The organism is Promicromonospora sp. NPDC050249, assembly GCF_040656015.1.
In the GTDB taxonomy this organism is placed as follows: domain Bacteria; phylum Actinomycetota; class Actinomycetes; order Actinomycetales; family Cellulomonadaceae; genus Promicromonospora.
On record NZ_JBFAKY010000045.1, the window covers coordinates 1 to 14,960 of the forward strand.

Genomic DNA, 14,960 nt, shown 5'->3' on the forward strand with positions numbered 1-14,960 from the left:
AGCGACACCCCGTCCACCGCGGTCACCCCGGCCGGGCCCCGACCGCGGGTCGAGCTCCTGGCGACGCCAGGGAGACCCGGACAAGCGCTCTACTTCGCGGAACCTGGTTCGCGGCCCCCTCGGGGGCGGTCAGGCGGGGGTTACCTCGGCGGCCAGCTTCGCGACCAGGATGTCGCCGCCCTTGGTGAGCTGCTGCCCGCGCTCCTCGAACCCGAGACGCCCGTGGAAGCGCAGCGAACCGGGGTTCGGCGGGTCCAGGTTGACCTCGCAGGTGACGACGTCGTGGCCGGCGGTGCGGGCGGCGTCGAACACGGCGTCGTAGAAGAGCTTGCCGATGCCCCGGCCCCGGGCGCCCTCGCCCACCACGATGCGGTCCACGTACAGGTGGTCCATGCCACGCTCCTCGAACCAGGCGTAGTTCTCGCCGGCCCAGTCCTCGCCGCCCTCGAGCGCGACGACAAAACCGAGCGGGTCCGCCGGCGTCTCGGGGTCGACGGCGACCAGGGCGAGCGACGAGGCGTCGAGCAGCTCGACCATGTCGTCGGCAGGGGTGTCCGGGACGGCCGGGATCGAGGCGTTGTTGAGCGTGACCAGGCGAGAGACGTCGGCGTCGGTGGCGGGGCGCAGCAGGGTGGCCATGGGCATGGCGCGATCACTCCAAGGAGTTCGAGGGGGAGCCCCCGACGTTAGCCGTTTCGCCCGTGCGGGTCTGTGACCTGCGTCAAAGAGTGTTGGCGGTCACTCGCGGACCGAACACCGCCGTGCCCACCCGCACGATGGTCGCGCCCTCGGCGATCGCCAGCTCCAGGTCGCCGGTCATGCCCATCGAGAGGTTGATGGCCGTGCTCGTCCCCAGGACGCCCGACGCGCGGACCTCGTCACGGACGGCCCGCAGCCGCGCGAACCCCGCACGGACCGTGTCCTCCGCGGAGCCGTCCTCCGCCGAGGCGTCGCCTGCTGGCTCAGGGAGGCGCGCGCCGATCGTCATGAACCCGGTCAGCCGCAGGCCTGGCAGCGCGGCGACCGCGATCGCGAGCGGTACGGCGTCGTCGGGCCGCACGCCGTACTTGCTCTCCTCGCCCGTGACGTTGACCTGGACCATCACGTCCAGGGCGCGGTCGCCCGTGCGGCCGTCGCGCACGCAGCGGTCCGAGACCGCCTGGGCGAGCTCCAGCGAGTCGAGCGTCTCCAGGCCGGTGGTGGTGGCCAGCACCTGGTTGATCTTGTTGCGCTGCAGGTGGCCGATCATGTGCACCTCGAGCGAACCGTCAGCGATCCGGTCGGCGACGGCGGGCGCCTTCGCGACCAGCTCCTGCACCCGGTTCTCGCCGATCAGGTCGACGCCCGCCGCCAGCGCCTCGAGCACGGCCTCCGGTGCCTGCGTCTTGGTCGCGACGAGGAGGCGCACCTCGGCCGGGTCGCGTCCGGCGGCGACGGCGGCTGCGGCGATGCGGTCGCGGACGAGCGCGAGGCGCTCGGCGACGGAGGGCTGGGACTGGTCGGGCACGCGGCGAGTCTATTTCGGCCGGGCCCTGCGGTTGCACGTCCGTCCGCGGTCGGTTCAGGGTGGGATCAGGGGGTTTCCCGGTTCCGAGGACCTGTTCGCTACGGAAGGATGGGACCCATGAAGACGCTGCTGAACATCATCTGGGTCATCTTCGCGGGGTTCGGGCTCTGGCTCGGATACATGCTCGCGGGGATCATCTGCTGCCTGCTCATCGTCACCATCCCGTTCGGCATCGCGTCCTTCCGCATCGCGGGGTACGCCCTGTGGCCGTTCGGCCGTGAGGTCGTCGAGAGCCCGCGCTCCGGGGCCTTCGCCCTGATCGGGAACGTCATCTGGGTGATCGTGGCCGGCTGGTGGCTCGCGCTGGGGCATATCGTCACCGCGATCCCGCTCGCCATCTCGATCATCGGCATCCCGATGGCCTGGGCGAACCTCAAGCTCATCCCGGTCTCGCTCATGCCGCTCGGCAAGCAGATCGTCTCCAGCGACGCCCTGCTGCCGACCTACCGCAAGCAGGTCGCCGCGGCTTGATCGAGCAGGGCCGGTGAGAACGGGGTTGTGTTCCTTCCTGGCGCAGAAAGGAACACAACCCCGTTCTCGCCGGGATCAGTCGCGGGCTATCGGGGCCGTTCGGCCAGCCGTCAGGGTCAGCAGGTCGGACGGCGCCAGGCCGATGTCCAGGCCGCGTCGGCCGCCGGAGACGTAGACGACGTCGTACGCCTCAGCGGACTCGTCGAGCACGGTGAGGTGCCGCGTCTTCTGGCCCAGCGGCGAGATGCCGCCCACCACGTACCCGGTCGCCCGCTCCGCCGCCGCGGGCTCGGCCATCGCGGCCTTCTTGCCGCCGGCGGCCCGGGCGAGGGCCTTGAGGTCCAGCTTGCCGTCCACCGGCACGATGCCGACGACGAGCTTCCCGTCGACGTCAGCCAGCAGGGTCTTGAACACCTGCGGGGCGTCGACGCCGATCGCCTCCGCCGCCTCCATGCCGTAGCTCAGGTCGCTCGACGGGTCGTGCTCGTAGGGGTGCAGGGTGTGCGGCACTCCCGCCCTCTCGAGGGCGACGACCGCCGGTGTCCCATGGCTGGCGCGCGCTGTCTTCTTGACCACGACGTGATTGTGCCCCTGCCGGGCATTCCCGGGCGACTCGGTTGGGAAGAAATCAGTTAGCGTGGGTAACGTGTTAGCCCTCCTGGTCGTCGCCATCCTCGTCGGGGGTTCCCTGCAACGCGTCGCGGGGATGGGCTTCGGGCTCGTCGCCGGCCCGTTCATCGTGCTCCTGATCGGCCCCGTCGAGGGCGTGCTCTTCGTCAACCTCGCCGGCGCGATGATGGCGCTGCTGGTGCTCGGGCGCACGATCCGCGGCGTCGACTGGCGCCGCTATCGCTGGCTGGTGACGGCGTCGATCCTCGTCACCGTGCCGGCAGCGCTGCTCATCCGGGACGCGAGCACGTCGGTGCTGGAGATCAGCATGGGCGGCATCGTGGTGGGCGCGATGGCGCTCGCCCAGGTCACCTCGCGCCTGCGCGGGGCGGAGCGCGCGTTCGCACCGGAGGCGCGCCTGCCGCTGCTGATCACGGGTGCGGCGGCCGGGTTCGGCAGCGTCGCGGCAGGGATCAGCGGCCCACCCATCGCCGTCTACTCCGTGCTCGACCGCTGGGACCCGCGGGCGTTCGCGGCCACCGTCCAGCCGATCTTCCTGACCAACGCGATAGCGGCGATGACGGCGAAGCTCCTGGTCGCCGACGCCACGTTCCCGGACCTGGCCATCTGGGAGTGGGCGGTGGTCCTGGTCGCCCTCCTGGCGTCGGTCGGGCTGGGCGAGCTGCTCGTGGGGCGGATCTCGGCGAGTGCCACGCGCAAGGTGCTCGTGACGCTCGCCTACGTCGGCGGCCTGGCGACCCTGACCCGCGGCCTGCTCTCCCTCTGACCCCTCTGGCTTGGTCGTGAGCGCGATCGTCGCGCCTGTGACGGGCGCGTCGTCGCGACGGTCGCGCTCACAACCATCGGGTCAGCCCTTGGTGAGGGGGCCCAGGACCATCGACGGCTCGCCCGACGGGGTGAGCCTGGCCGTTCCGAGGTTGCCCACCGTGCAGCTGCCGCTGCGCGGGGCCCCGCCGTTCCACACCTGCCGCAGGCAGTTGCGCATCGCGAGCTGCCCCCAGTAGCTGGGGTGCAGCGACTCCTGGACGAAGTACGGCGAGTCACCGATCGTGGTGACCGTGCGGACCTGGTTGACCCATTCGGTCCGGTCGGCGGCGCCCGGCGACTGCCAGCTCGCCAGACCCACCTCCTCGTACAGTCCGACGCCGTTCTCGCACAGCCGCTTGCCGTCGAACGCGTGCGTCATGTCGAGGGTGCGGACGTTCGGCAGCCCGACGTCGGACGCGGCACCCAGCAGCGCACCGTTGATGGTGGGCAGCGCCGTGGCGTTGGCCCAGTCGGCGTCCCGGTTCCAGACGCCGCATCCGCCGACCGACTGGCGCGTGTAGCCGGACTCGGAGTACCGGAAGCCGGAGCCGCCGGGCATGGGCGACGGGTAGGTCTGGACCACCAGCGTCCACTGGGAGGTGCTGTACCCGGCGTTGCTCATCGCGGTCGCGACGTTGCCGAGGGCTCCCGCCACCCGGGACCGGATGGCGGCCACGTTCGCGGCCGTGAAGTTCTCCGCGACGGAGCTGTCGTCGTGGCAGTAGTTCTTCCACCAGGACGGCGAGGTGAGGAAGTTGACCACGCAGGTCTGGACGGCGCTCGCGAACTCGAAGTCGTTCCCGCCGATCGAGACCACGACCATGCGCACGTTCCTGGTGGCGGCGGCCTCCTGGAGCATGAGCGCCTGGCCCTTGCCCGCCGAGCCGTTGAAGAAGTCGATGCCGGGCTTGAAGTTCGTGCCGGCGGCGGTGGCGGTCCGCGCCCCGCTGCAGGCGAGGTTGAGTCCGTTGACGCCGCCGCCGATGTGGGCCTCGGCGGTCGACGCCCGATGGCAGCGGGCGATGGTCTCGCCGGTGCCGCCGGGATTGTCGTGGTAGGCGTTCGGGCCGAGCGCGTCGGCGCGCCGGTAGTCGGCGTTGGAGGCGCCGGCCCAGCGGCCGGCCTCCCCGGAGATGTAGGAGTCGCCGAGGGTGACGACCCACGGTGTCCCGACACCGGGGCCGTCGGCGGCCAGGGGTGCCGCGCCGGCGGGAGCTGCCGTGGCGATCAGGCCGACGGCGGTGAGGAGGAGGGCGATGACGGCGGCGATGCCGGTGGTCGTACCGGCGGCGCTGCCGGTGGACACGTCGGTGGCGGGGAAGGCGGCGGCGGACGAGGTGCTCGAGGTCTTTCGGTCGGGCGTTCGCAGGTGCGTCGTCATGGCACTCCTGTCTCCAGGCAGCGCCCGCGCGGCGCTGCTGACCGGGACTCTAATAAGCGAAGTTTAGGTGAAGACCGATGTTTCGTAAATAGGTGGCAAACTCGTTGCTTCCGGAAGATTCACCCTGGTTTGCGCGTAGATCACCCGCTCTTCGGCACCGGGCGGCCTGCGCCGCAGGGAAGACTGGGCGCGGCGCGTCGTCTCGGGACCGCTCGGCGGCAGCCTCTGGAAACGGCAGGCGCCGCCGTCCGTCTGGATGGAAGGAGCGCCGATGAGGCGCCTCAAGTCAGCTCTGATCGTCGCAACGCTCGTGGCTACTTCTCTGGTCGGGGTCGTGGCTCCGGCCCAGGCATCCACCGCTGTGCCGACCAAGGTCGGTACCAACGACCGCGACCTCTACGACTCCTATCGCGCGCCCAACGGCGCGTTCTATGAGTTCGGGGCGTACTTCGCGCCCCCTCGCTCGAATGTCGAGGCCGACGGGGACGTGTGGATCTCGTTCGACATGCGGATCCATTCCAACCGCAAGATCTCGGGGCTGGCGCTCGACTGGGCCGACTTCGGCCCGTCGACCGACTACTTCGTCTCGAAGTACGACATGCGAGGCAGGACGGTCGCGAAGTCCACCGACGGCAAGCGGGTCGTGCTGCGATACACGGTGAAGATCAGCAAGACGGATGTCGAGATCTTCGAGCTCGGGTACGGCAAGAACTGGTATCTCGGTGATCCTTCGGTGAGCCTGTTCTCCGGTGGTGAGTTCCTCTACCACTGGCGGACCGAGACGGGCCACCCGTGGGAGACCGAGAAGTTCTGGGTCACCGCCAAGTTCTGATCGCCCGAGCGGTTCTGACTGCTCGGCCGCGGCGCTGCTGGCGCCGCAGGCCCCGGCCGGCGCGGGTTCTCCCGCGCCGGCCGGTGTCGCGTCCGGGGTCAGATCTGCCCGACGCCCAGCACCGTGAGCACTACCTCGCCCGCCTCGTCGCTCGCCGCGAGGTCGACCAGGGCGGTGAAGGCCCAGTCGCGGTTGCTGTCGGCGTCGTCGAGCACCTGCCGGACCCACCAGGTCCCGGCCTCGACGCGGACGGTGTCGCCGCCAGCGCTTCCCGGTAGCTCGGCGCCGGGCTCGAGGATCGTCAGCAGCGCGCCCGACCGTGCCTCCGGGCCGAAGCCGACGGCGTCGTCGCCCTGTTCCTCGAACAGCGGGTCCAGGGCGTCCGCCCACGCGTCCGCGTCCCAGCCGCCGCCCAGCGCGGCCAGCGCCCCGTAGGACTCGCGCGCGATCAGCTCGACGCGGCGGAACATCGCGTTGCGCACCAGCCGGCGGAAAGCGCGCGGGTTGCCGGTGACGGGTCGCGCGGGGGCCTCGGCCCCGGCGTCCGCCAGCTCGCCGTTCGTCACGAGATCGGCATCGTCGTCCACGGGGTTCGCCAAGCGCTCCCACTCGTCGAGCAACGACGAGTCCACGCCGCGCACGAGCTCGCCGAGCCACTCGATGATCTCCTGCACCTCTTCGGTGCGGTGCTCGTCGGGGACCACCTGGCGCACCGCACGGAAGGCGTCGGCGAGGTAGCGCAGCACCACGCCCTCGGTGCGCTCCAGCCCGTACACGCTCACGATCTCGGCGAACGTCATGGCCTTCTCGACCATGTCGCGCACCACGGACTTGGGGGAGAGCTCGGCGTCCGCCACCCACGGGTTGGTGCGGCGGTAGGCCTGGAAAGCGGGCTCCAGGAGGTCGGCCAGCGGCTTGGGCCACGTGACCTCCTCGAGCAGCTCCATGCGCTCCTCGTACTCCAGCCCCTCGGCCTTCATCGCCGCGACCGCCTCGCCGCGGGCCCGGTTCTGCTGGCCCATGAGCACCTGGCGCGGGTCGTCGAGGGTGGCCTCGATGATGGAGACGACGTCGAGCGCGTGCGTCGGGCTCTCCACGTCGAGCAGGTCCATCGCGGCCAGGGCGAACGGCGAGAGCGGCTGGTTCAGCGCGAAGTCCCGGGGGAGGTCCACCATGAGGCGGGCTGACGGCCGGAGCCGCCCCTCGGCGTCGGGCACCCGGACCTTCTCTACGACGCCCGCGATCCGCAGCGAGCGGTAGATCCGGAACGCCTGCCGCACGTGCTCGGCCTGCTGCGTCTCGGTGTCGTGGTTGGCCGTCAGGAGGTGGCGCATGGCGTCCACGGGATCGCCTGCCGCGCCCGCGACGCCGTGCCCGGCAGACCGGGCCGACGCGCGGGCCAGCACGTTCAGCACCATCGCGTGGTTGACGCGGAACTGGGAGACGAGCGGCTCCGGATCGGCGTCGCGCAGGCGCTCGAAGGTCGCGTCGGTCCAGTTCACGCTGCCCGACGGCGCCTTCTTGCGCACGATCTTCTTGAGCTTCTTCGGGTCGTCCCCGGCCTTGGCCAGGACCTTGCGGTTCTCGATGACGTGGTCCGGCGCCATGACGAGCACCTCGCCCACCGTGTCGAACCCGGCACGGCCCGCGCGGCCCGCGATCTGGTGGAACTCGCGGGCGCTCAGGTGGCGCATACGTTCGCCGTCGTACTTCACGAGGCTGGTCAGCAGCACCGTCCGGATCGGCACGTTGATGCCGACGCCCAGGGTGTCCGTGCCGCAGACGACCTTGAGCAGGCCCTTCTGCGTGAGGCGCTCCACGAGGCGGCGGTACTTCGGCAGCATGCCCGCGTGGTGCACACCGACGCCGTGCCGCAGGAACTTGCTGAGCGTCTTGCCGAACCCGGTGCCGAACCGGAAGGCGCCCATCTCCGCGATGATCGCCTCCTTCTCGGACTTGGTGGAGACGTTCATGGACAGCATGGACTGCGCCCGGTCGACGGCGTCCTTCTGCGTGAAGTGCACGACGTACACCGGGGCGCGGTGGGTCGTGACGAGCTCCTGGATGACGTCGGTGAGCGGCTCGACCACGTAGGAGAACGTGAGCGGCACCGGACGCTCGGCGCCCGCGACCTCGGCGACGGGCCGGCCGGTGCGCTCCTCGATGTCCTCGCGGAGGCGGGACGTGTCGCCGAGGGTGGCGCTCATGAGGATGAACTGGGTGTCCGTGAGCTCCAGCAGCGGGACCTGCCAGGCCCAGCCGCGCTGGGGGTCGCCGTAGTAGTGGAACTCGTCCATGACCACCTGCGAGATGGCGTCATCGGAGGCGTCCGCACCGCTGCCGCTCCCGCTGTCGCCGCGGCGGAGCGCGACGTTCGCGAGGATCTCCGCGGTGCAGCAGATGATGGGGGCATCCGGGTTGACGGCGGAGTCGCCGGTCATCATGCCGACGTTCTTCGAGCCGAACGCCGCCACCAGGTCGAAGAACTTCTCGCTGACCAGCGCCTTGAGCGGCGCGGTGTAGTAGGTGCGCCCGCCGCGCCCCGACCGGTGGGCGGCCAGGGCGGCGAACTGCGCACCCATGGCGACCATCGACTTGCCGGAGCCTGTCGGCGTCGCGAGGACGACGTGGGAACCCGTCATGACCTCAAGGAGGGCTTCCTCCTGGTGCGGGTAGAGCGCTCGCCCGCCCCCGGCGGCCCACTCGCTGAAGCTCTCGAACAGGACGTCCGGATCGGGATCCTTGCCCGTCGGCGCGGGCAGGTACGGGATGAGGGTCCCGGCGGGCTTCGGGGTGCCCGACGCCGGTCTGGGGTCGCTGGTGGCGGAGAAGGATGTCGCGGAGGTCGAGGTTGTCGAGGAGGGCGCCGTCATGGTGCTGCCCATTCTTGCAGGCGGGTGAAGCGTGCTGTCGGGCAGGGTTACGTGTCGTGCGCCGGCGCGGCCCCCGACCGCTTCTCGCCGGCCTGGACCGCGACGACACCGGCGAGGATCAGGACGCCGCCGACCAGCTGGATGGGCCGGGGGAGCTCGCCCAGCAGCAGCCAGGCGAACCCGATGGCCGCGACGACCTCGAACAGCCCGACGAAGGACGACAGGCGGGGGCCGAGGAGGCGGCCGGCGGCGATCCCCGCGACGTAGGCGAACCCGGCCGTCACGATGCCGAGACCGAGGATCGGCAGCCACCACGGCACCTCCGTGCCCGCGTAGACGGGCGGTGCGGGGCTGTAGGTCAGTGGCATGATCCCCGTCGCGCCGAGCAGGCCCAGGGCGAGGGAAGCGGTGGTCAGGCCGCCCGCGGCCAGGGCGAGCGGCGGCAGGCCGGTGTCGACGTTCGCGTTGATGACGAAGTAGGTGGAGACACCGAGCATCGCGACAAGGGCCCAGGCCACGCCCGCGGGGTCGACGGCGGTCGCGCCCGGGTCGCCGGAGACCAGGTTCAGCACCAGGACGAGCCCGACGGCGGCGAGCAGCGTGCCCATGACGGTGGCCCTGGTCGGCCGCTGGCCGTGCCGCAGCCAGAACCAGAGCACCACGGCCGCCGGCGCCGTGTACTCGATGAGCAGGGCCGGGCCGATGGCCATGTACTGCACGGCGGAGAAGTAGGCGAACTGGCAGCCCGCTACCGATATCGCACCGTAGAGCGCGATGAGCCCGAGATTGCGCCGCACGGGTCCCCAGTCGCCGCGCAGCGACACGATGCCGAGCGGGAGCACCACCACCGCCGCCAGCACCACACGGGCGAGGACCATGGCGCCCGGGCTCCAGCCGGTGTCGAGCAGCCCGCTCGCGAACACCCCGGACAGGCTGAACGCTGCTGCGGAGAGGCCCGCGAACACGAGGCCGGTCGCCAGCCGGCGGGTCGGCGGCGTCCGGACGGCGTCGGCTCCGGTGGCGAACGGGCCCGCTCCGCCGGTGTCAGGTGTCACAGCGCTCATGGGTCCTGACAGTAGGGGGCGTCGAGATAAGGTGTCAACGTGGTTTTCACTCATGACACCGAGGAAGCGCTCCAGGCCACCGTCGCGCTGGTCAACGCTGCCGAGCCGCCGGTCACGCTCACGACCGTCGCGGAGCTGGACGCGTTCTTCGTCCGGCACGGCTACACGGGGCGGCACGACAGCACCCGGGCCGAGCTCGACGAGGTGCTGGAGCTCCAGGCCCCCCTGCGGGAGCTGCTCACGGCGGACCGGGACTCGGCGGCGCGCCTGGTCAACGAGATGCTGGCCGCCGCAGGCGCGGTGCCTCAGCTCGTTCGCCACCCGCCCCTCGACTGGCACATCCACGCGGTGCCCTCCGACGCCCCGCTCGCCACCCGCATCCTCGTGGAGACGGCGATGGCGATGATCGACGTGATCCGGGACGACGAGCTGTCCCGCCTCGCCGTCTGCGCGGACAGCGACTGCGCGGGGATAGTCCTCGACCTCTCCCGCAACCGCTCACGCCGCTACTGCTCCACCACGTGCAGCAACCGCAACGCCCAGGCGGCCCACCGGGCACGTCGGGCGGATCAGACGGTGACGGCGTAGCGGGTCCGTCCCGACCGCACCGCGGCGACTATCGCGTCGGCCACGGCGGTGACGCCGTCGGGCAGGTCGGTCAGCACGACCCCCGGAACCGACGAGCCCTGCTCCGACGCCGCCCGCACGAAGTCGTCGTGCATGTGGCGGGCCGCGTCCAGGTCGGTGAACCCGTGGCCCGTGCGTGTGGAAACCCGCTCCAGGCAGGTCTCGACGGGCGGCAGCAGCACCACGTAGTCGATCGCGTCGATCCCGGTCAGGGCGGCGAAGGTGGGCAGGAACCACTGGCCGATCACGCCGTCGTACACCACCGTCATGCCACCGGCGGCGAACCTGCCGGCCGCTGCCGCCGCCGCGCGGACCGTCGTGTCGTTCTGCGCGTGCGCCTCCGGCAACCAGGGCGCGACCGCGCCGCGGCGCAGGAAGGCGAAGAACGCGTCGCCCTCCACGAGCACGCTCGGCTCCCACCGGTCGGCGAGCGCCTCGCACACCGTCGACTTGCCCGAGCCCGGCGGCCCGGTGACCACCAGCAGCCGCGGCGCGGGGCCGCTCTCCCGCGTGCTCATCCCAGGTCCCACAGGAGCCGGTAGTAGGTGACGCGCTCGGGGTCCTCGTCGATCCCGTACGCGTCGTAGACGAGGTGGTCGTAGCCGGGCCCGTAGTTCCAGTCCAGGCTGTAGGTGGCGATGGCAAGGTCGGCCCAGCGGTCGGCGACCCCGAGCGCGCCCAGGTCCACGTGCGCTGCCCAGCCGCCGTCGTCGTCGAGCAGGGTGTTGGGTGCGCAGGCGTCACCGTGGCAGACGACCAGCCGGTCGTGGTCCGGTGCGTCGGCGGCGCGTGCGCGCGCCTCTGCCGACCAGCCGTCGGACGCCTGACCGCGGGCCGCCAGTGCCTCGGCGAGGGCGATCCGGTCGTCGATGCTCCAGGTCCACGGGCACTCGTCGACGGGAAGGGCGTCGTGGAGCGCACGCAGCCCGGCGCCGATCGCCCGGGCGGCGGTCTCGGGCTCGGCGAGCCACCGGGGGTCGACGGCGGAGCGCGCGTCGATCGCCAGCGTCGCGAGCCACTCGGCGTCCTCGTCGGCACCGACCTCGAGCACCTCCGGCACCGGCGTCCAGCGAGCCGCCCACTGCATCCGTGCCGCCTCGCCGGCGAGGTCGACGCCCTCGATGGTGGCCCGCTCCGATCGGGGCGCCCACTTCACGAAGTAGGCGGGCCGCTGCACCGACGCGGGCACCGGGTCGACACGGAACGTGAGACCGCCGAGCTCGTTGCTCCAGGCGGGCGTGACGAGCGCTTCGCCGGCGAGCTCCCGTACGACGTCGGGCACGGAGATCTCGCCGGTGGGGATCGTCATGTGGCCAGCGTGCCAGACCTGGCCACGACGCCACGACGTGTTTTCTGACCGCCGCGCCGGGGTGGGGCGAAGTGGGCCGGCCGGTGTCCTCCGAACGATGTACACGGGCGGCAGGAGATCGTCCGTCCGGCCGACGACGCGGGGGCCCGGCCGCGACAGGGTCGGGACATGCCTGCCAAGACACCATCAACCGCGTCACCCGCGCGGACGCCGGAGCGGACGACGGCGAGCGCCACGCCGTCGAGCGCCACGCCGTCGAGCACCGGCGGCCGGATCGCCGCCCTCGACGTGCTGCGCGGGCTGGCGATCATCGGCACGCTCGCCAGCAACATCTGGATCTTCACGACACCCGGTGGTCCCGCCGAGTGGATCTCCGACGGCTTCGCCACGGCGGACCCGGTGCAGCGGGTGCTGCAGGCGCTGGCCAACGGCAAGTTCCTCGGGCTGCTCACCCTGCTGTTCGGGGTGGGTCTCGAGCTGCAGTACCGGTCGATGGTCCGCCGCGGCATGCCGTGGCCGGGCCGGTACGCACTGCGCGCCGGGATCCTGTTCGTCGAGGGCCTTGTGCACTACGTCCTCGTCTTCGAGTTCGACGTCCTGATGGGCTACGCGATCGCCTCCCTCCTGGCCGCGTACCTCGTCGGGCGGAGCGACCGGGTCGTGCGGGCCTGGGGCGGCGTGCTGGCAGGGCTCTACGTGGCGGCGATCGCCGGCGTGACGGCACTGATGGTCGCGACGGGCGGGTCGGAGGCGGCGCCGGCCGGTGGGACGCAGACGGCCGACGCGACGACCGTCTCGACGGCGAGCTGGTTCGACCACGTCCTGCTGCGTCTCGAGCACGTGGCGTTGTTCCGGATCGAGCTGATCCTGATCGTGCCGTCGGCCACCGTGCTGTTCCTGGTCGGCTCGCGGCTCGTGCGCGCGGGCCTGTTCGCGACGACCGAGGACGGGGCGCGGCTGCGCCGTCGGCTCGCCTGGGTGGGACTGGGGGCGGGCATCCCGCTCAACGCGCTGACGGCCTGGGCCGGGCCGGACTGGTTCCTCGTCGACCGGTACCTGGTCCCGCCGCTGGTGGCCGTGGGCATCCTGGCGCTGGGCACCACGCTCGTCGCACGGGCGAAGGCCCGTCCTGGCCTGCTCCGCCGTGGCGTCGAGGGCGTCGGGCGGACGGCGCTGTCGTGCTACGTGCTGCAGAACGTGCTCGCCTCGGTGCTCTGCTACGACTGGGGGTTCGGGCTCGCCGGCGGCGGACCGTGGCAGGTCGTGGCGATGTGGGCGGGCATATCGCTCGCGCTGATGGTCCTGGCGCCGCTCTGGCTGCGGCGGTGGCCGCGGGGGCCCATCGAGCTCCTGATGCACCGCGTCTACGATGCGCGGCGCCGCTGACCGAGCGCGGCTGAGCGGGCTACCGACCGGGCGTCTCCTGCCCCGGACACCCCCTGTCGCACGCGCACGCTCTCCTCGGCGTCCCACAGGGCCCGGTAGTAGGCGGTGCGCTCGCGGTCGGGTGCCACGCCGTAGGCGGCGAGCACCAGGGGTTCGAGGCCGGGTCCGTAGCGGCGCGTGACGCTGCGCGTGGTCACCGCGATGTCGGACCAGCGGTCGGCGACGCCCAGGTCGCCGACGTCGACGTGAGCCACGAACCGGCCGAGCCCGTCGAGGAGCGTGTTCGGCACCGTGGCGTCCCCGTGGCAGACGACCGCCCGGTCGACCGGCGGCGGGGTCCCGAGCGCGGCAGCGGTCCTCGCGCGCTCCGCCGGACCGAGCGTGGCCGTCAGCGCGGCGACACGGGTCTCCGCGGTGCGGACGAACGGGCAGGTGTCGGTGGGGAGCGCGTCGTGGAAGCGGCGCAGGCCGATGCCTATCGCGATCGCGGAGCGCTCCGCCCGGTCGTGCCACCGGGGCTCGATGGCCGACGACGCGATCTCGCCGCGGACCTCGACCGCCGCCGTCAGCAGCCACGAGCCCTTGGCGTCCCGTCCGGCGTCCAGCACGCGGGGGACCCGGGCGAACGACGCCGCCCAGACCAGGCGGTCGGCCTCGGCGAGCGGGTCGGGGCACGGGGCGCCGTCCGGCACCCACTTGAGGTACGACCGCCGGCTGCCGCGCTCCGTCTCGAGCCGGACCGTGAGGCCGCCGTACTCGTTGCGCCACACCGGTACGACCGTCGCCCCGGACCGCAGCCGGTCGGCCAGGTCGTGTACGACGGACGGCACTTCGACGGGCGTCGGACCGATGCCGACGAGTGCGTTCGACACACCACGATCGTCCCATGAAGCGGGTGAAAAAGTGCTCCTGGTTCGGGATGTCCGCGGGCACTGGGCAACACGGCCGACCGGGTGGCGACCTGCGCCCCGGGGGCTCCGTCGGCCATGAGGGTGAATCCCTACGCGGATCCCCGTATTTCTGGTCCGGAGCGTGCGAACGGCTGGTGTCCGACGCTGGACACCAGCCGTTCGGTCCTTTACAGGCGCGTCGCCAGGAGGCGTCCGCTCCCGTTCAGGAGCTCGCTACCGGTGCTCGCCGGCGCGCTGCCGCTGCGGACGTTCACGTCCATGCAGGCGTAGAACGCCATGGCGGTGTCGTACACGTTCCACCGGGCGAGGATCGTGTGGTTACCGCTCGGCAGGCCGGACAGCGTGTGCGTGACGGTGGGCGCCGGGGTGGCACCGCCGTCGTTCACCGTCTTGAAGAGCCGGCCGTCCACGAAGTACTCCCAGCTGGCCGTGCGGTGGAACGCCGTCAGCGTCCACTGGAACGTGTGGGTGCTGTTGATGCCCGTGCGCGGCCAGGCGAGCGAGCCGTTGTCGAGGGTGGTGAAGCGGCTGCCTCCCGAGCAGAGCATCGAACCCTTCGGGGCCTCGACGCTCTGCGGCTCCCACTCGACGCCGTTGCAGGACCAGCTCACGGTCCGCTTGGCGCAGTGGTCCTGGCGGCTGGGTGGCGACACGACCCAGCCGTGGGCCTCGGCCCTCGGCATCATGGAGCTCGGTGCGGCGACCAGCGCCGTCAGGGTCAGGGCCAGGACGGCGAAGACGCCGAGCAGGACTCTGGCGGCGGGTGTTCTCAGTGCGGTGACTCTCATCGGGCTCACCTCGTGTGTGAAGTTGGGAATCTCCTGGAGTACTCCTGTGTGCTGGGGTGCGACACTCACGACGCTAGAAAGCGGGCGAGCCCGCGACAAGTAGGGCTACTACGTACGTGCAGGACGTCGGTCCACCGGATCCGCCGGTCGCGCGTGGTTATCGAAGCGTTTCGCCTGGCCGCGGGGAGGTTCGGGCGAACGCATTCGCTTGACACCAGCATCTGCCACCGCTTCCATGTGTCGAAGCGCTTCAACAACGTCAGGATCCGGTGCGCGACGACGCGCACCTTCGACGAGAGACCGAACTGGTCAGC

At 71.6% G+C, this 14,960-nt stretch carries 15 protein-coding genes; 5 read left to right on the forward strand and 10 right to left on the reverse strand.

The genetic code is table 11. The annotated features are described in order from the left end of the window. Positions 1 to 129 precede the first annotated feature (129 nt). Together AB0I32_RS24590 and AB0I32_RS24595 are read right to left on the reverse strand one after the other, a co-directional pair. The gene (locus AB0I32_RS24590) at positions 130 to 645 is read right to left on the reverse strand and encodes a GNAT family N-acetyltransferase (protein ID WP_357510858.1); all 516 of its coding nucleotides are present in this window, start codon (positions 643 to 645) and stop codon (positions 130 to 132) included. A gap of 76 nt (positions 646 to 721) precedes the next feature. Further along, positions 722 to 1,507 carry a YggS family pyridoxal phosphate-dependent enzyme gene (locus AB0I32_RS24595; RefSeq protein ID WP_357510860.1) on the reverse strand — a complete coding sequence of 262 codons (786 nt, stop codon included), beginning with the start codon at positions 1,505 to 1,507 and terminating at the stop codon, positions 722 to 724. A gap of 117 nt (positions 1,508 to 1,624) precedes the next feature. Here AB0I32_RS24595 and AB0I32_RS24600 point away from each other — a divergent pair, with 117 nt between their 5' ends. Next, positions 1,625 to 2,038: a YccF domain-containing protein gene (locus tag AB0I32_RS24600; RefSeq protein WP_357510862.1), complete on the forward strand. Its 414-nt coding sequence runs from the start codon at positions 1,625 to 1,627 to the stop codon at positions 2,036 to 2,038. Between the two features lie 75 nt (positions 2,039 to 2,113). Here the strand turns inward: AB0I32_RS24600 and ybaK are convergent, their stop codons facing one another. Beyond that, a complete protein-coding gene (gene ybaK / locus AB0I32_RS24605; RefSeq protein ID WP_357510864.1) occupies positions 2,114 to 2,614 on the reverse strand; it encodes a Cys-tRNA(Pro) deacylase in 501 nt (166 codons plus the stop codon). 70 nt (positions 2,615 to 2,684) lie between these two features. Between ybaK and AB0I32_RS24610 the strand changes: the two genes are divergently transcribed. Further along, a complete protein-coding gene (locus AB0I32_RS24610; protein ID WP_357510866.1) occupies positions 2,685 to 3,434 on the forward strand; it encodes a sulfite exporter TauE/SafE family protein in 750 nt (249 codons plus the stop codon). Positions 3,435 to 3,515: 81 nt separating this feature from the next. Here AB0I32_RS24610 and AB0I32_RS24615 read toward each other — a convergent pair whose 3' ends face one another. Next, positions 3,516 to 4,856 (reverse strand): hypothetical protein, encoded by a 1,341-nt coding sequence (locus AB0I32_RS24615; RefSeq protein WP_357510868.1) that lies wholly within the window; start codon positions 4,854 to 4,856, stop codon positions 3,516 to 3,518. Positions 4,857 to 5,127: 271 nt separating this feature from the next. Between AB0I32_RS24615 and AB0I32_RS24620 the strand changes: the two genes are divergently transcribed. Further along, a complete protein-coding gene (locus AB0I32_RS24620) occupies positions 5,128 to 5,688 on the forward strand; it encodes a hypothetical protein (protein ID WP_357510870.1) in 561 nt (186 codons plus the stop codon). Between the two features lie 98 nt (positions 5,689 to 5,786). On the opposite strand, the gene AB0I32_RS24625 is transcribed toward AB0I32_RS24620, so the two are convergent. Next, positions 5,787 to 8,561 (reverse strand): DUF3516 domain-containing protein, encoded by a 2,775-nt coding sequence (locus AB0I32_RS24625; RefSeq protein ID WP_357510872.1) that lies wholly within the window; start codon positions 8,559 to 8,561, stop codon positions 5,787 to 5,789. Positions 8,562 to 8,608: 47 nt separating this feature from the next. Then, positions 8,609 to 9,625 (reverse strand): EamA family transporter, encoded by a 1,017-nt coding sequence (locus AB0I32_RS24630; RefSeq protein ID WP_357510874.1) that lies wholly within the window; start codon positions 9,623 to 9,625, stop codon positions 8,609 to 8,611. 39 nt (positions 9,626 to 9,664) lie between these two features. Between AB0I32_RS24630 and AB0I32_RS24635 the strand changes: the two genes are divergently transcribed. Further along, positions 9,665 to 10,213 carry a CGNR zinc finger domain-containing protein gene (locus tag AB0I32_RS24635; RefSeq protein ID WP_357510876.1) on the forward strand — a complete coding sequence of 183 codons (549 nt, stop codon included), beginning with the start codon at positions 9,665 to 9,667 and terminating at the stop codon, positions 10,211 to 10,213. Here AB0I32_RS24635 and AB0I32_RS24640 read toward each other — a convergent pair. Next, a complete protein-coding gene (locus AB0I32_RS24640; RefSeq protein WP_357510878.1) occupies positions 10,195 to 10,770 on the reverse strand; it encodes an AAA family ATPase in 576 nt (191 codons plus the stop codon). The genes AB0I32_RS24635 and AB0I32_RS24640 overlap by 19 nt on opposite strands. After that, positions 10,767 to 11,561, reverse strand: coding sequence for an aminoglycoside 3'-phosphotransferase (locus AB0I32_RS24645; protein ID WP_357510880.1), 795 nt, complete (start codon positions 11,559 to 11,561; stop codon positions 10,767 to 10,769). Before AB0I32_RS24645 ends, AB0I32_RS24640 begins: the two co-directional genes overlap by 4 nt. A gap of 168 nt (positions 11,562 to 11,729) precedes the next feature. Here AB0I32_RS24645 and AB0I32_RS24650 point away from each other — a divergent pair, with 168 nt between their 5' ends. Next, positions 11,730 to 12,947 (forward strand): DUF418 domain-containing protein, encoded by a 1,218-nt coding sequence (locus tag AB0I32_RS24650; RefSeq protein ID WP_357510882.1) that lies wholly within the window; start codon positions 11,730 to 11,732, stop codon positions 12,945 to 12,947. On the opposite strand, the gene AB0I32_RS24655 is transcribed toward AB0I32_RS24650, so the two are convergent. Beyond that, positions 12,926 to 13,819 (reverse strand): aminoglycoside 3'-phosphotransferase, encoded by an 894-nt coding sequence (locus tag AB0I32_RS24655; protein ID WP_357510884.1) that lies wholly within the window; start codon positions 13,817 to 13,819, stop codon positions 12,926 to 12,928. The genes AB0I32_RS24650 and AB0I32_RS24655 overlap by 22 nt on opposite strands. A 206-nt stretch (positions 13,820 to 14,025) precedes the next feature. Then, positions 14,026 to 14,646: a lytic polysaccharide monooxygenase auxiliary activity family 9 protein gene (locus AB0I32_RS24660; protein WP_357510886.1), complete on the reverse strand. Its 621-nt coding sequence runs from the start codon at positions 14,644 to 14,646 to the stop codon at positions 14,026 to 14,028. Between the last annotated feature and the right edge of the window lie 314 nt (positions 14,647 to 14,960).

Bases quoted from the DNA above. Each gene is read 5' to 3' on its own strand.
- AB0I32_RS24640 (WP_357510878.1), bottom strand. From the start codon at position 10,770: ATGAGCACGCGGGAGAGCGGCCCCGCGCCGCGGCTGCTGGTGGTCACC.
- AB0I32_RS24600 (WP_357510862.1), top strand. From the start codon at position 1,625: ATGAAGACGCTGCTGAACATCATCTGGGTCATCTTCGCGGGGTTCGGG.
- AB0I32_RS24590 (WP_357510858.1), bottom strand. From the start codon at position 645: ATGCCCATGGCCACCCTGCTGCGCCCCGCCACCGACGCCGACGTCTCT.
- AB0I32_RS24660 (WP_357510886.1), bottom strand. From the start codon at position 14,646: ATGAGAGTCACCGCACTGAGAACACCCGCCGCCAGAGTCCTGCTCGGC.
- AB0I32_RS24630 (WP_357510874.1), bottom strand. From the start codon at position 9,625: ATGAGCGCTGTGACACCTGACACCGGCGGAGCGGGCCCGTTCGCCACC.
- AB0I32_RS24615 (WP_357510868.1), bottom strand. From the start codon at position 4,856: ATGACGACGCACCTGCGAACGCCCGACCGAAAGACCTCGAGCACCTCG.
- AB0I32_RS24625 (WP_357510872.1), bottom strand. From the start codon at position 8,561: ATGACGGCGCCCTCCTCGACAACCTCGACCTCCGCGACATCCTTCTCC.
- AB0I32_RS24620 (WP_357510870.1), top strand. From the start codon at position 5,128: ATGAGGCGCCTCAAGTCAGCTCTGATCGTCGCAACGCTCGTGGCTACT.
- AB0I32_RS24650 (WP_357510882.1), top strand. From the start codon at position 11,730: ATGCCTGCCAAGACACCATCAACCGCGTCACCCGCGCGGACGCCGGAG.
- AB0I32_RS24645 (WP_357510880.1), bottom strand. From the start codon at position 11,561: ATGACGATCCCCACCGGCGAGATCTCCGTGCCCGACGTCGTACGGGAG.